Genomic DNA, 14,839 nt, shown 5'->3' on the forward strand with positions numbered 1-14,839 from the left:
ATGGCCATTATAATATGAAAGCATCGCATCAAGCCGGATTTCTATGATTGGGTTGGAAAAGTGCCACGTAGTTCAAATGTAAAAGTAAAGGATGTTCTGGAACAGGAAATAATTTCAGGTGCGTTAAAACCCGGAGCGCGACTTGAAGAAGTTGCCCTGACCGAGCGTTTCGGCGTTTCTCGAACGCCCGTACGTGAAGCTCTCCTTCAGCTGTCCTCAACAGGCCTCGTCGAACTTCGGCCGCGGCGCGGCGCCATCGTTGCCACCCTCAGCCTCAAGGAACTGATTGAAATGTTCGAAGTTATGGCGGAGCTTGAAGGGCTTTGCTGTCAACTCGCGGCCACCCGCGCGGGAGCGGAAGATCGGGTTCGTTTACGCGAAATACATCAATCCTGTGAGCCGCTGGTTCGCAACCGGGATTTCGATTCTTACTATGACGCCAATGTTTTGTTCCATGAGACAATTTACGCGGCGGCCGGGAATGAGTATCTGGCGAAGATGACAATGGATCTTCGCACCCGCCTCGCCCCTTATCGCAGGCTTCAGCTTTCTCGGGGAAACCGCATAGAGGAATCCTATGCAGAGCACGGCCAGATACTGGTAGCCATCGAGGCTGCTGACCCGGCCAAAGCCGAAGAACGAATGATGGGCCATGTGAACAGTCAAAGCGGCACTGTCAGTAACTTTATGGCCTCCCTTCCCGTAGAGCTTCTGAAGGCCTGACGGCCTCGTCACCTGCGTCTTGCCTGCACGAGCCATTTTCGGTTGTGGGCGCCGGGAACATTGATTTTCAGCTTAAATCCCTCACTCAAGCTACTCTGATCCCTAGTTTAAAAAGACTGCGGCGAAAATGTGTTTGAAAAGGTGTCGATACAAGTCATGTGTCGGCGCCCCTCATATACTTCCCTCTGAGATATGTATCGCCGCTACTAATTGTCATTCTAGCGGATTGAATGAAGCCGGCATCCTATGCTTGATGCTTCCTCATGTTGATACGGGATAAATATAAATATCATTTTATTTAATAGTAAAAAATCAAATAAAAATATTTATATTTAAATTATATAAATAATATTAAAGTATAAATTAATTAATAAATTAATTTTGAATCATATTAACTTAAACTATATTTATAAGTTCTATAGTATATAAATTTTTATTCTTCTAGGAAATTTAATTATGATGAAAAATATTGGAGAAAAGCCGCATTTGCGGAACCGCTTCAAGAGTTTCAAGGCAAGAAAAATCGCTTTCGCGGCTGTCGGGATTCTAACCTTCCCGTCCATTACATTTGCGGCAACCGCGATAGACCCACAACATATTCAAGACAGCACTCAGGCAATAGCTCCGGGTAATGGGCTGGTTAAAAAAAGTCAGCAGCAACTATTAGTTGAACCACAGCTTAAAACCGGATCCCTCCAACCATCTGAGGCGGCAGTCTCCGGACGTGCGGATCTGTCTATGAATGCAGGATTTACCGTTGATCCTTTTACAGGTTCAGCTCGTCTCAATTTGCCGATTAAAGCTTCAAAAGGACCGGGTAGCTTTCTTCCAAGCTTTGCTCTTTCCTATAATGGAAGCAAGGCAGCAGAAGGAATATCTGCGTGGTCTGTTGCGGGAGCAGAAACCATCGGCAACTGCTTCGCACGCGAGGGCCTTTGCCTCGGAGATACTCCTCTGCTCCCGGTGAAGGGAAGTAAAACAGGAAGTCTTTACCGCCTCGCAGGCGATCCGCTTTCTCTGCTCCGCCAGACGGAAAGCGGTTATGCTCTGACACAATCATCCGGCGAGAAATATGAATTTGTCGCGGCCTCGAAAAAAGCCAGCATTTGGCGCCTGCAAAAAAAGACCGATCCTTACGGCAACTTCGTGGACTACGGGTATCTTGGCGATAGCAACTGGCCCTCTGTAATTTCCTATGGTCAGAAAAATGCCAGCCCCAGTCAGTTACAGACAATTGAATTTACATACAGCACTCAAAAGCCGACTAAACTACTGACAATTTCAAGCAAAGCTGGCAATGACACTGTCCGGAACTATCAACTTTCATACGACAAGTTCGGCAATCCAATTACTTATTCGGAATGCGCCCCGGATGAAGCAACGAAGGTGTCGTGCAATACCCTTTACCAATTCGACTGGATTACCTTTAACTCCTCAACTCCCGTTCTTCACACGGCGACGAATGCCTTGGGTGGCGTTATAGATATCTCCTATACCGACAACAAATCCGGAGCAGCTGTTTCATCCTTTAACAGTAAATCCGGCAAGGTTATCGCTGAGGAAATCCAATATATTTACGGGACAGAAATTCTCGGGAAGAACGGCAAACGGATCGGTTATCAGCAGGTTGCCGCCTATAACCCCGCAAAAGATGCAGTGACTGCCGTAATTTATGGAACGGGAGACCTGATGGGGCACGTGCTCTCTGTTGTGAACGGCCATCTTGGAAACAAGGCGTTTTCGTTAGAGGCTATCAAACCTGCAACCCAGATAAAAAACGACTTCAAAAAGATAACGACAAGCGTTGGAGATATTTTCGTTCTTAGCAAAAAAACACAATTCGCTCAGACAATCGATAATGATTTCGAAGTTCTGGCAGAAACAAGCTTTGATTATGACTCACTTGGACGTTTATCAAAAATTGCAGATAAAGATACGGAAACAGTTTTTACCTTTCAAAAATCAGACATCTATCCAAGCCTTGTCGCGTCAGAGAAAACCATCAATCTGACTGATAAGAGTACTATTAGTGAATCCGTATGGAGCTATACCTTCAAGGATAGCTATCTGGCGAAAATCGATATTACGGAAACAGAAGCTGACGATCCAAGCAGTACAGCCAAGGGAAGTTTCACATTTGACGCTTTTGGCAACGTTGTTTCTTCCGTCATTGGCGGCCGGACAACGAATGTTACGTACGACAACGTCTTTATGGCCTTCCCGACAGAGATTGTCCGGACAAGCGAGGACGGCACCAAGGATTGGTCAAAGGTAGCATATGATACAGCCTCAGGTGAAATTACCCGCCTCGAAAATAACCTGGGTAATATCATCAACGTTACACTGGATAAGTTCGGAATACCGACAAAAACGACGATGACTACCGAGTTGCCGAAAGACAAGGACAGCCCGGGAGTTCTCGTCCAAACGTCAGAACGCAATGAAAGCCAAACGGAAGACGGGCAGGTTCTTTTAACGGACAACCGCTCAATACGCCTTGGCAATCAGAAGGATGCTCATAGCTCTCTCACGCAAAAAACCTACCTCGACGGACTCGGTCGTATAACGAAATTGGAAGCGACAACACAGTCAGCAGACAGCAAGGCGACTACCACCTCGACGGTAACCAAACAGTATCTCAAAGGGTCCGTGATCTCAAAAATGACATTGCCGGATGGCAGTTGGTCGGAACGGGAGACTGACTATCTCAACAGGTTGCTTCGCGAAAAAGATCAAATTCGTGGGGAGGTCAAATACGAGTATGACACCTTCAATCAGGTCTCTGCGGTTATTCGCAACGGGCAAAAGCTCTCCTTTAAATACGATGATCAGGGGCGGCTTGTCGAACGTGCTCTGCCGGATGGAAAAAAATACACCTATCAATATGACGAATTATTTCTAGACCGGCCGACTCAGGTGACGCTTCCTGACGGCGAAGTCATCAAATACGAATACTATACGGATGGAAGCCGCAAATCGAAGGCTGTTGTTCTAAAAGGAGCTGACAACAAATCATATGAGTTCAAGACAAGTTTCACCTATAAAAACGATCAGCTTAGTTCAATCACCTATCCGGATGGATCAAAAATTGCCTATAACTACGATGGTCCGATTTTAGAAGATATACGCTGGACCACCAAACCACCCGCAAACTGGGATGATATTGAAAAGCCACTTGCCAAGTATCAGGGCACGTCGGACAACGATAACAACCTTATTCTTACACGCACACTCCATAACGGCGTTACCGAGCGTCGGCAGTGGGACACATACGCCCGCCTCAGCCATGTAACTGTCTCAAACAAAAAGGGGGGAACGCTTCTCGACCTCGATTACAGCCATGACGAGAAAACCGGCATGATTGAAAAGGTCCAGAGGACACAGGGCGAGCAGCTCCTTACCAAGGAGTTTACCTATAACACCCAAGGCTATTTGAACGATATCCATCGCAGTCTTGACGGCAAGAATGAAAAGTCCAGCTTTGGCTACAATGACGCGGGCAGCCTTATCAAAGATGAAAATGGTCTGCGCAACTACAATCTCGAGGATGGGTCAGCCTATAGGCTGGCGTCGCGATCAGACGGCCTGACCATCAAATATGATGCCAACGGCAATGTGATCGAGAAAAAAAGGGGACAGAATGTATCCAGCTTTACGTTTGATGCGCTGAACCTCCTGCAACAGGCCAACGTAACAAGTAACGGCAAAAATTACGTTTCCTCAATGTCTTATGATGAAACGGGACAACGGCTCATCAAGAAGGTCAAAACTGATGATGGCGAAACAACTACTGCCTATGTTGACCGTCTTTATGAAGTAACCTGGCGCGCAGATGGAACGGTTCAGCAAACCAAATATGTTCCTGATCCGCTCGCCATTATTGCCGCCTATACGGAAACTTTATCCGCCAAGGATTTGCTTGAATTCATTCCGGCAGTAACGCAGTCATTGGGAAATCCGGGCGATAAAAATATCGTTCCCGGCGAGCCGTCTTTACTTCAGAAGGCGATTGCCGAAACCTCTCTCTGGGTACAGCAAAACCTTTCCGGACAGGCAAGAGCGACGCTTGCGCCTGCTCTTATAGCCGCGATGGTTCTTGCCTTAATTATGCTTTTTGAAATGGCAATGCGGCGCCAACGGAATAAGGATGATACTGACCTTATAGTCGGCCGTTTAGCCAATACATTACCTGGCCGGACAACTTTCATGGTCAACCATCGGGTGATGGCGGCCCTCTCTCCGGTGATTATTGCCAGTTTCCTGATGCAGACCCTCATACCGACGGCCCATGCTGTGACTCTGGACGGAGACGGTATGCCTCAACCAAATAAAGCTGTCTATTTTCACGAGGGAAATGTTGGAAGTACACTACTGGTAACGGATGGAACCGGTGCCCAGACAAGCTCCATCGATTATGGTGTATATGGGGAAATACAGAACAATAGTTTCACAAGCGGAAAGGATGTGTTCCGTCCGAAATACGCAAGGATGGAATATGATCAGTCGCTTGCTCTTTACTACGATCATGCCCGTTATTACGATCCGGACATTGGCCGGTTTATAAGCGTCGATCCCGCTGCGGAAGGCAGAGACCCTTATATCTATTCGTCACCCAATCCGGTAAATTTCTTCGATCCGGATGGTCGCAAACCCATGCTGGATTCGGATCTTGTCGTCGAAAGCGGGATACCGGCACGCTCAAACGACCCCACGCAGTCACTTCTGAACACAAATCGTGACCAGGAGATCATTGATACCCCCAACAGCGTTCCACGAAGTGATCTGCCTGCATATCGTCAGCTTCTTTATGATCATGCAACGGCGACTGACAGTGAGCTTACCGACCTGGATGCTCCATACGAAGTTGATGAAGAAGATGTGTCCAACTACACGGTTGTTCCGCCGTCTTTCTGGTGGCTGTTTTGGAGCTTCAAGAAAAAGGTTGTGGACGTCGGCTCCCAAATAATGAGCATCGGCCAGGCAGCCCCGTCAAATGATGAAGCAAACCAAGAATCCGAACTTGCAGTCCGGCACCAAAACTTGATCCCTGTCGATGAGAACGAACAACAGGAATATCTGAATATCGAAAGCGATACCGATAGCGATGATAATAAGGAGAACCAAATTGATGAGGTAAAAGACGAAAACGAAGATAGCCTGGAAGACATACCACTGGATCTCAATTCACTGTTGCTCCCCAGGAAAGACGTATATTTTGATGAAGACAAAATTCTTTATAGTCTGTTGAAAAGAATCCGTCATTCCAACACAACGGCGACGAATACTTACAATATTGATCCGGGTATCCTCAACCTGGTGCAAAGCGATCCGTATCTTTCCATCGTGGACGATGAAACAAGACATAACTCTCTGGCAACACGCAACATGAAGGGGCTATCCTCGACTGGCGCTTTTCTGATTAGCTTGCTGGCATTCATCCCGATGGCTCTCGTGCGCCCGAGCTACAGTCTTTACGAAGATGAAGTGGATGTAAGCAATAATCCGCCCGTATATATCGAGATGATTGTTAACTTGCTGACGATTATCGGTTTCTCCGGCCTCAGCAAGCTCTTTTATTTTAATCAGGCTAACTACTGGAACGAAAATATTCTGAAAAAGGCGAAGGAGACTGATCAGGATGTCGGGTGGAAGGATTATCTGAAACTGGCTGCCCGACGGATGTCGTTTGGCGTCCTTTTCCAAGTGGTCACCTTTACAACATTTGGCATTGCCGGGCACCTCTTGCGTGGATTTACAATGTATACCGGTGTGGAGCTTGCCAGATCAGTACTGACCAACTTCATGATGTCTGTGCTCGGTAATCTTGCATGGATGCCGTTTTATATTTCGCTGAGGTCTGGCCTTAATGAATATCTGCAAGCCCAGAAAATTGAAAAGGCCAGAGAGCTTAACCTCAAAAACACGACGTACGAAAGTTACTCATGGGTCTATCGTTACATGTTCAAATACCGGCGCTTCCTAGGTGGCAAGGAAGGATGGGTGAACAGTAAATGGTGGACGCCGCTCAAGATACTTTCTTATTATTTCGTCTATCATATTGGAAACATAGGGTATTATGGCGGATTCTCATCAATTATGCTCATGAACGTCGGCTCCAAACTCAACTTCGCTTACGTTTTATATATGTATGAAAGAAATATGTTCAGGATATTCCTGTCACCCTCAGACAATTTCTACGGCTATATCACGCGGATTCCTGGATGGGCAAAATCGCTTACGATTACGCAAGAGAAGAGCAAGGAAAACCCCCGGACCAACTTCTTAAAATACATTATTGGCCCGACAAATGGCGTACGGATCTTCAGATATGATGATACGAGCTACCTTCCGCCCGCTCTTTGGCGTCCAAAAATGAAGTCTTTTGAAGTGGAACGGCTGAAACAAATTCTGCGCGATTATGATTTCACGGCTCCGACAGCCTTGCAAAACCAGAATATAGAGGTGGAATCTGAAAACAGTAATTCAAACGATGAGAATGCAGATGAACAATCTGTTCATTAAGCATCCTTTCGCACCTAGGCGCCTCGGTTAGGCGCAAAATAATATCGAAAATAGCGGGCATACCCCGCTATTTTCATTCCAATGTTTTTTACTATACACAGCAACCTAGTCAGCCATAAAAAAACCTTCCAGGCGCTAATGACACGGAAAGATAATGATGAGACCGTCAGCAAAGCAGAAGCAGCGCATATGGGATATCCGAATTTTCAAAATACATTCTATGCAGCTACACTGGAAACATCGGGCTCTTGCGGCGGCAAACCTATATCAACATTTGCTGTATGCGTTATATGCTCAAAGTACCTGGTGCGGCTGGCTACATCACCATACTTCTTAACGGCATCAATCCCGGACGAGAACTTCCTTTACCTTTGTCGCAATTTCTTTCAAGGAGAAAGGCTTTGGCAGAAAGTCAATTTTGCTGACATCAAAATCAAGATCTTTGCGGAATGCATCCTCGGCATAACCGGAAATAAAGACGACCTTCAAATCCGGCTTTTCCGCCAAGATATTCTTCACCAATGTCGGGCCATCCATGACCGGCATAACGACGTCGGTAATGAGAAGGTCGATCTCACCGTCATGATCATGGGCGACCTCTAACGCCATTTCACCGCAGTCCGCCTGCAGCACGGTGTAGCCCTTGTTCTCAAGCGCCCGTGCCGCAAAAAGCCGGACAGGGTCCTCGTCTTCCACCAGGAGGATGGTCCCCTTCCCTGTCAGATCACGGTGAACCGGCTGCTGTAGCGCATCGCCATTCTCCGCGGATTTGACCGCCTCCACATGGCGCGGCAGATAGATGCTGAAGGTCGTTCCTTTACCGTCCTCGTTATTTTCGGCGAAGATAAAGCCACCCGTCTGTTTGATGATGCCATAAACGGTACTAAGGCCGAGGCCGGTTCCCTCACCGACTTTCTTGGTGGTGAAGAAGGGGTCGAATATCTTGCCGATCACTTCCTTCGGAATGCCGGTTCCCGTGTCCGATACCCGTACCAGGCTATAGTTACCAGGCGGGATGAGCTCGTTAAACTCCTTCTGGTTTGGCCGGACCGTCACATTTTCCGTCTCGAACGTGAGCAGCCCATCTCCGGCCATGGCGTCGCGCGCATTCACCGCAAGATTGATAACCACCTGTTCAAACTGCCCCCGGTCGACCTTGACCAGCCAGAGATCACGGGCGTGATTGATTTTAAGCTGAATGGCCTCCCCGATCAGGCGCCTGAGCAGGTTGGACAACTCCGCCAGGACATCCGTCAGGTCCGTTACTTCCGGTCGCAAGGTCTGCTGACGCGAGAAAGCCAAAAGCTGCCGCACCAAGCCGGCTGCACGGTTCGCATTCTGCTTGATCTGATTGATGTCGGAATAGGACGGGTCACCGACCTGATGGCGAAGCAGCAACAGATCGCAAAAGCCGATCATCGCCGTCAGAAGATTGTTAAAGTCATGGGCGATGCCGCCGGCGAGCTGGCCAACGGCCTGCATCTTCTGACTTTGCGCGAACTGCACTTCCAGATTTCGCTGCGCCGATGTATCGATGACATGGACAAGCAGGCGCCCGGCATCAGGATCCTCACCGGCGATAGCGCTGATATAGAAGCTCGCGGCCCTCTCTGTAGTGCCCAGCAACTTGACCTCAACCGAGGGAGCGGCCATATCGCTAGCGCTCGCCTCTATCAGTTTTTGACGCAAAAGCTCGTGGTCACTCTCCTGCACCAGCGTTGTGACATGGCTGCCGATCGCCTTGTTGATCACGGAACCGGTCAGCGCCCGGAAAGCGGGATTTACCTCCTTGACGATACCCTCGCTGTCGAGCAGCAGGATGCCGATGGGGGCCGCCTCGAAAAAGCGGCGGAAATGCAGCTCCGCATTGGCGACACGCTCGCGCCATTCCTGCTCCTGCAAGAGTTCACGCACCACGGATCTTGATCCCAGCACCGTACCTTCGTCATCGCGAACAATTGTCTGGGTAACATGCACGGGGAGCAATGTGCCGTCGCGGCGGCGTAAGGTCAGTTCCCCTTCATAGAGCGGGCCGGTTGCCGAAAATATCTCCATCAGATCCAGCTGGTTCTCATTGATTTTGGCGACCAGATCCGTAAAGGCGACCTTGCTGTCTGTCAGCTCTTCCTGCTGATAGCCGAGCCAGTCGGCAAAGATCCGGTTGGCAAACTGAACTTTCCCCTCTCCATCCAGAGAATAAAAGCCGACAGGGGCATTATTGAAATACTCGGACAGTTTCTCACGGGCAATCCGTTCATCTTCTTCAAGCCGATGCTGCCGCGTCGTTTCCGTGATATACCAGATGATATTATCCGGCATCACCTCCATGGTATGTGCGAGAATGGAAAGCCAGCGCCCGGATTTCGTCTCGATGTCGATCCGCCCACCGGTCGTCCCTTCGTAAACCGCGGTTTTCAGGAGCTTGTCTATTTTTTCACCTGCCTCACTATCCGAGGCAAAATAATCCCCCAATGTCTGCGGCTGCTCCTTCTGAGAAAGTTCCAGAAGCGAGAAATAGGCATCATTTGCGTATACGAAGCGCCCGTCTTTGGTTGTCAGCAGCCGCCCTTCCGGACTGGTGGAAATGATATCGGACAGAAGTTCGAGGTTACCGCTCGCCGCCTGCCGCAGACCATGAAAGATCAGGTACCACAGGCCAATTCCCATGGCGGCAATAACCATGGCACTCAGGATAATGATATTGACAAGCCCCAGTTCCTGCCCCAGCAGGGCGGAAATAACGATCAGGGCCGCGAGAAGGAAAAAGGCCGCGGCAAGCTGCCGGGCATCCATGCCCAGGGAAAATTTCGGATTGCGCCGCCGTCTGCTATTCAATTTCTGCATCGGGCCCGCCTAGCGCTTCAGCTTTTTCTTGTTCAGCCGCATGACGTAGCCGATGATCTCGGCAACAGCCTTGAAATGTTCATACGGAATTTCGTCATCAAGCTCGCAAGCCTTGTGCAACGCACGGGCAAGCGGCGGGTTCTCGACGATGGGAATATCATTTTCGTTGGCGATTTCGCGGATTTTGGCGGCAATATTGTCCATGCCCTTGGCCACCACGACCGGCGCCCGTTCCTCTTCCGCCTTATATTGAAGCGCTACAGCAAAATGGGTCGGGTTGGTGATCACGACGTCGGCCTCCGGCACCGACTGCATCATGCGCTGGCGCGACCGCTCCGCACGAAGAGCCCGAAGCCGGGCGCGGATCATCGGATCCCCTTCCGTCTGTTTATACTCGTCCTTGATCTCCTGCTTCGTCATCCGCAGTTCTTTCATGTGATTGTAACGCTGATACATGAAATCGAGTCCGGCAATGACGCTCATCACTGCGACAACGCCTGCCAGCAGAAGCAGCGCTTGGTCCTGAATGAGATTCAGGACCTGCAACACGTCATAGGAGACAACGACAGGTAACTGGTCCATCGACGGCAGGACAAAAAGGATAGCGATAGTGCCGACAAGGGTGATCTTGAAAATACCCTTCAGGAACTCGACGATCGATTTCAGGGAAAACAGCCGCTTGGAGCCTTTCAGCAACGAGAGCTTTTCAAGCTTGGGTTTAATCCGCTCAGCCGAGAAAACCGGTCGATGCTGTATCAGGTTTCCGATCAGTCCGGCAATCATTAGCGTCCCGAGTGCCGGGGCCACAACCCAGATAATTTCCCAGCCCAGATCACCAAAAACCTGACCAAGATGAAACCGGTCCGTCGAAATTGTATGTGGTTGTTCGATAAATTTAAGAAGGTCATATGTCAGGCCATTGCCAAGACCGGCAATAAAAATCATGACGACCAGCGTGATCCCGATTGTCATGAACCAATGGCCGACCTCCTGCGATTTGGGCACCTGCCCTTTCTTGAAGGCATCTTCAAGTTTTTTCGCGGTCGGCTCTTCGGTTTTTTGGGCATCATCTGAATCGTCAGCCATCCGCCCCTACTCCCCGAGAAAACGCATCAGCGCTTCCTCGTAATAATTGATAAACCACATCATACTGGCGCCGATTGTAATCGCCAGAATTGCAAAAGAAAGAATAATCTGCAAAGGCATGGCTACAAAAAATATCTGCACCTGCGGCATAAGACGGTTGATCAGGCCAATCCCGATATAAAAGGTAATGCCGAAGACCAGAAAAGGCGCTGACATCTGGAAGCCAAGCTTGAATGATGCTTGAACAAAATCGGTTATCAGTATGCTTATATTGCCGAAATCAGGCGCCTGCCCGATTGGAAACAGACGATAGGTCGCAAACGTTCCCTCGATAAACAGGTGATGCATGTCGGTAACGAAAATCATCGTCAGGCCCATCAGGGTCAGGAACGTGCTTGTGATGGCGCCCTGGGTCATTTGCGCAGGATCGAAAAACTGAGCTGCCGCAAGACCGGACTGCTGCGCGATGATCGTCCCGGCGACATGCAGGCTGCTGAGCAGCAACCGCAACACACCGCCCATAACCAGACCAATCACAATCTCACCCAGCATGAGGAGGAGAAGCTCGATCGGTGTCCCCGGTTCCACCGGGATCTGATCGGCCGCGAAAGGCAAGACCAGCAAACTTACCGTAAGGGCAATGCCAAGGCGGACACGGGCCGGGACGAATGCTTCCCCGAATCCGGGGACAACCATGAAGGCCGCGCCGAGGCGGATAAAAACCAGAAGAAAAGCAAAAATATTAACACTGAGAAACTCATCCAGCATCTAGCGGCCACCGGTCGTCATGTGCCCGCTATACGCTGGGCAATCTGTTCCATGAGCCCGATCATCGAGGAAATCATAAAAGGCATGAAAACGATCAAGGAGAGAAAGATCGCCAAAATCTTCGGGACGAACACAAGGGTCATTTCCTGCACCTGCGTCAACGCCTGAACCAGCGCGATCACCAGTCCGACCCCGAGAGCGACAAGCATCACCGGTGAGGCAACGGCCAACAGGACCCAAATCGCTTCGCGTACTACGTCGACGACATCGGTTGGGCTCATATTGCGTCAATCCTTTTGCTGTAAATTAACCTTACAGCCTAGATTGGCATTTTTATGATGTCTTGATAAGCCTGAATTACACGATCACGAACCGCGACCACGGTTTCAAGGGTCGCTTCAGCGTTGCTGACCGCCGTCACGATATCCGCAAGGCCCGCATTTCCGGTAACAGCCTCAAGGCTGATCTGTTCGGAGGCGACGCCTGCATCCACGGCTTCGGTACCAGCCTGTGCCAGCATTTCAGCGAAACTCGGTCCGCCGACCGCAGTCGCCGCGTCAGAAGACGCAGCGTCGGGTTTTGCACCCAAGGCATTGTTGATTGCTTTTGAATAGGCCTGCGTTGCCGCAATTGCGCTCGTATCAGCCATTTTCTACTCTCCGCTCGTCCCTATTCATTACTGCTGCAAAATAGACAGCGTCCGCATGATCATCTTTTTCGATGCCTCGATCACCCCCAGATTGGCCTGATAAGACCGCTGGGTTTCCTTCATGTCCATCATCTCAACCAGAGAATTGACATTGGGCATCTTGACATAACCGTCGGCATTCGCTGCCGGATGGCTCGGGTTAAATTTCAGATCGAAATCAGTCCGGTCCTCAGTAATACGGCCTACCTTGACTTTCGTGACATTCGTCTCACGGTCCAGAACATTCCGAAAGGAGATGATTTTCCGGCGATAAGGATCTTCATCCGCCGTTTTACCCATACTGTCCTTGTTCGCCAGATTCTCCGAAATTACCCGCATACGCTGCCCCTGGGCATCCATGCCCGAGGCCGAGATTGTCATTGTTTTTAAAAGATCCATGTTATCGGTATCCTTTCTCGATCCGGTTAACGGCGACCAAGGGCTGTTTTCAACATCCCGAGATTTTTCTTATAGAGCGACGTCGTCAGCTCATACTGAATTTGCGTTTCCGCAACTTTCATCATTTCCTGTTCAAGCAAGACCGCGTTTCCGGTCGGAGTCGTCTCGCTTGACTCGCGGTTGATCACCGTCTCGTAAGACGTGATTTCATCCACAAAAATATGCCGCATATTCGTTCGGCTGATCTGCACGCCGTCGTCTTCTTTCGGCCCTTCGATCATTTCGCGAAATTCCAGCGGCTTAAGATCCCGCGCCCGATAGTTTGGCGTATCCGAATTGGCGATATTCTGCGCCAGCACATTCTGCCGGGCAGTTAGCCATTTCATTTTCTCCGTCAAGGCGGCGAAGATCGGAATTTTGTCCAAATTCATAGCAAAATCGCTTCTGTTCGCGGTTTTTCCTGACCCTAAACTAGAAGAGAAATGTTAACAGACCGTAAATTGCCGCCTCAATCACGGCTTTCGATCAAAAAAAACGCCCCCGGAAACGGGAGCGTTTTCATCATGTCATCAAGCGGGAGAAGTTCAGGCGGCTTCCCATGCTTCCGGCTCATAACTCAGGATGCGGTCTGCGAATTTCTCGACCAGCGCCTCATCGGCAAACTTGCTGCTGACCAGCATGTCATCAACATGGATGTCATCTTCGGCAAGTTTTACATCCTTTTTCGCGAGGTCGTCATTCACTTGGTCAAAAGAAACGACAGTGCGATCTGCCAGCAAACCGGCATCCGCCAGAATTTTCGTAGCGCCTTCAACGAGCGCGACCGGTTTATTGTCTTCCATGAAACCGCGCATGAAACGGGCGGTCTGCGGATCGGAGATCAGGCGATTAACATGGCGTGAACCGCCCGGAATAATAACAGCGTCAAAGTGATGTGACATGGAGGTTGCCAAATGCGCATTTGCCGGGAAGAAGTGGCCCCAGCCATTCCCATGCCAGCTGTTCACAACGCCTTTCTCCGGCGAGACGATCTTAACGTTCGCCCCGGTCAGGACCAGGCTTTTGTGCAGGCTCGTCATATGGGATTCTTCAAATCCGTTGGCGACAAGAATAGCAACGGACTTTCCATTTAACGCATTTTCCAAATCACTCATATACAGGTCACTCCTTTAATCTCTGGCATCCACCGCGCGCATTTCAATTTATTGAACGACGGGAGCATTCAATGTTGCAGGGCCGGTCCCATCTCAGGACAGCCAATCGTGTCAATACGACAATTGTTCAGTTTCTGTTGTGCAAATCGGAGCAGTTGCCCCTGTCAGTCTTGTGCACAGTGCCGTCGACAATCCAAATTGGCTGTGTTGCCATTGTCCGGCGATCGGGAACATAATCCTTCCCTATCAGAGTTGCAAGAGGGAAGTGACATCAATCGGCCTAATATTATACAAGATGTAAAGAAAAATTAATTATCATACGCTATCGTCTCCTAAACTGGTCTTATTCGACCGGAGAAACAGATGGCCCAGAACGAAAATGATCCGCAAAACAGCGCAGACGGTACGATCGCCGTGGCCCTCAGCTATGCGGACAATCCGGACGCCCTTGCCCGGGTGACCGCGAGCGGAAAAGGAGAAATTGCTGAACAAATCTTGCAATTGGCTTTCGCTCGTGGTGTAAAGGTGCGCACCGATTCTGATCTTGCACAAATATTGTCGGAAATCGAGGTAGATTGCCCTATCCCGTTGGAGGCTTTCGCCGCGGTTTCAGAGATATTGTCGTATCTTTACCGGTGCCAGGATTAACGTCCAG

At 49.6% G+C, this 14,839-nt stretch carries 11 protein-coding genes; 3 read left to right on the forward strand and 8 right to left on the reverse strand.

What is annotated here, in order from left to right; translation table 11 throughout:
* Positions 1-60 precede the first annotated feature (60 nt).
* Positions 61-723: a GntR family transcriptional regulator gene (locus AAC599_RS07430; RefSeq protein ID WP_340149771.1), complete on the forward strand. Its 663-nt coding sequence runs from the start codon at positions 61-63 to the stop codon at positions 721-723.
* 456 nt (positions 724-1,179) lie between these two features.
* Positions 1,180-7,245 carry an RHS repeat-associated core domain-containing protein gene (locus AAC599_RS07435; protein WP_340149772.1) on the forward strand — a complete coding sequence of 2,022 codons (6,066 nt, stop codon included), beginning with the start codon at positions 1,180-1,182 and terminating at the stop codon, positions 7,243-7,245.
* Between the two features lie 342 nt (positions 7,246-7,587).
* Here AAC599_RS07435 and AAC599_RS07440 read toward each other — a convergent pair whose 3' ends face one another.
* From AAC599_RS07440 to AAC599_RS07475, 8 genes are all read right to left on the reverse strand, one after another.
* Positions 7,588-10,089 carry a PAS domain S-box protein gene (locus AAC599_RS07440; protein WP_340149773.1) on the reverse strand — a complete coding sequence of 834 codons (2,502 nt, stop codon included), beginning with the start codon at positions 10,087-10,089 and terminating at the stop codon, positions 7,588-7,590.
* A 9-nt stretch (positions 10,090-10,098) separates the two neighbouring features.
* The gene (gene flhB / locus AAC599_RS07445) at positions 10,099-11,175 is read right to left on the reverse strand and encodes a flagellar biosynthesis protein FlhB (protein WP_340149774.1); all 1,077 of its coding nucleotides are present in this window, start codon (positions 11,173-11,175) and stop codon (positions 10,099-10,101) included.
* 6 nt (positions 11,176-11,181) lie between these two features.
* Complete coding sequence (gene fliR, locus AAC599_RS07450; RefSeq protein ID WP_340149775.1) at positions 11,182-11,943, reverse strand: flagellar biosynthetic protein FliR; 762 nt, start codon at positions 11,941-11,943, stop codon at positions 11,182-11,184.
* Positions 11,944-11,960: 17 nt separating this feature from the next.
* Positions 11,961-12,224: a flagellar biosynthesis protein FliQ gene (gene fliQ, locus AAC599_RS07455; RefSeq protein ID WP_340149776.1), complete on the reverse strand. Its 264-nt coding sequence runs from the start codon at positions 12,222-12,224 to the stop codon at positions 11,961-11,963.
* A 38-nt stretch (positions 12,225-12,262) separates the two neighbouring features.
* Positions 12,263-12,592 (reverse strand): flagellar hook-basal body complex protein FliE, encoded by a 330-nt coding sequence (locus tag AAC599_RS07460; RefSeq protein ID WP_340149777.1) that lies wholly within the window; start codon positions 12,590-12,592, stop codon positions 12,263-12,265.
* Between the two features lie 27 nt (positions 12,593-12,619).
* Entirely contained in the window at positions 12,620-13,030 is a 411-nt protein-coding gene (gene flgC, locus AAC599_RS07465; RefSeq protein WP_293959848.1) for a flagellar basal body rod protein FlgC, read from the reverse strand.
* A gap of 26 nt (positions 13,031-13,056) precedes the next feature.
* Positions 13,057-13,461 (reverse strand): flagellar basal body rod protein FlgB, encoded by a 405-nt coding sequence (flgB, locus tag AAC599_RS07470; protein WP_293959846.1) that lies wholly within the window; start codon positions 13,459-13,461, stop codon positions 13,057-13,059.
* A gap of 153 nt (positions 13,462-13,614) precedes the next feature.
* Positions 13,615-14,184, reverse strand: coding sequence for a DJ-1/PfpI family protein (locus AAC599_RS07475; RefSeq protein ID WP_340149778.1), 570 nt, complete (start codon positions 14,182-14,184; stop codon positions 13,615-13,617).
* A 363-nt stretch (positions 14,185-14,547) separates the two neighbouring features.
* Between AAC599_RS07475 and AAC599_RS07480 the strand changes: the two genes are divergently transcribed.
* A complete protein-coding gene (locus AAC599_RS07480; RefSeq protein ID WP_340149779.1) occupies positions 14,548-14,832 on the forward strand; it encodes an EscU/YscU/HrcU family type III secretion system export apparatus switch protein in 285 nt (94 codons plus the stop codon).
* Positions 14,833-14,839: the final 7 nt, after the last annotated feature.

The organism is uncultured Sneathiella sp. (assembly GCF_963976355.1).
Lineage (GTDB): Bacteria > Pseudomonadota > Alphaproteobacteria > Sneathiellales > Sneathiellaceae > Sneathiella.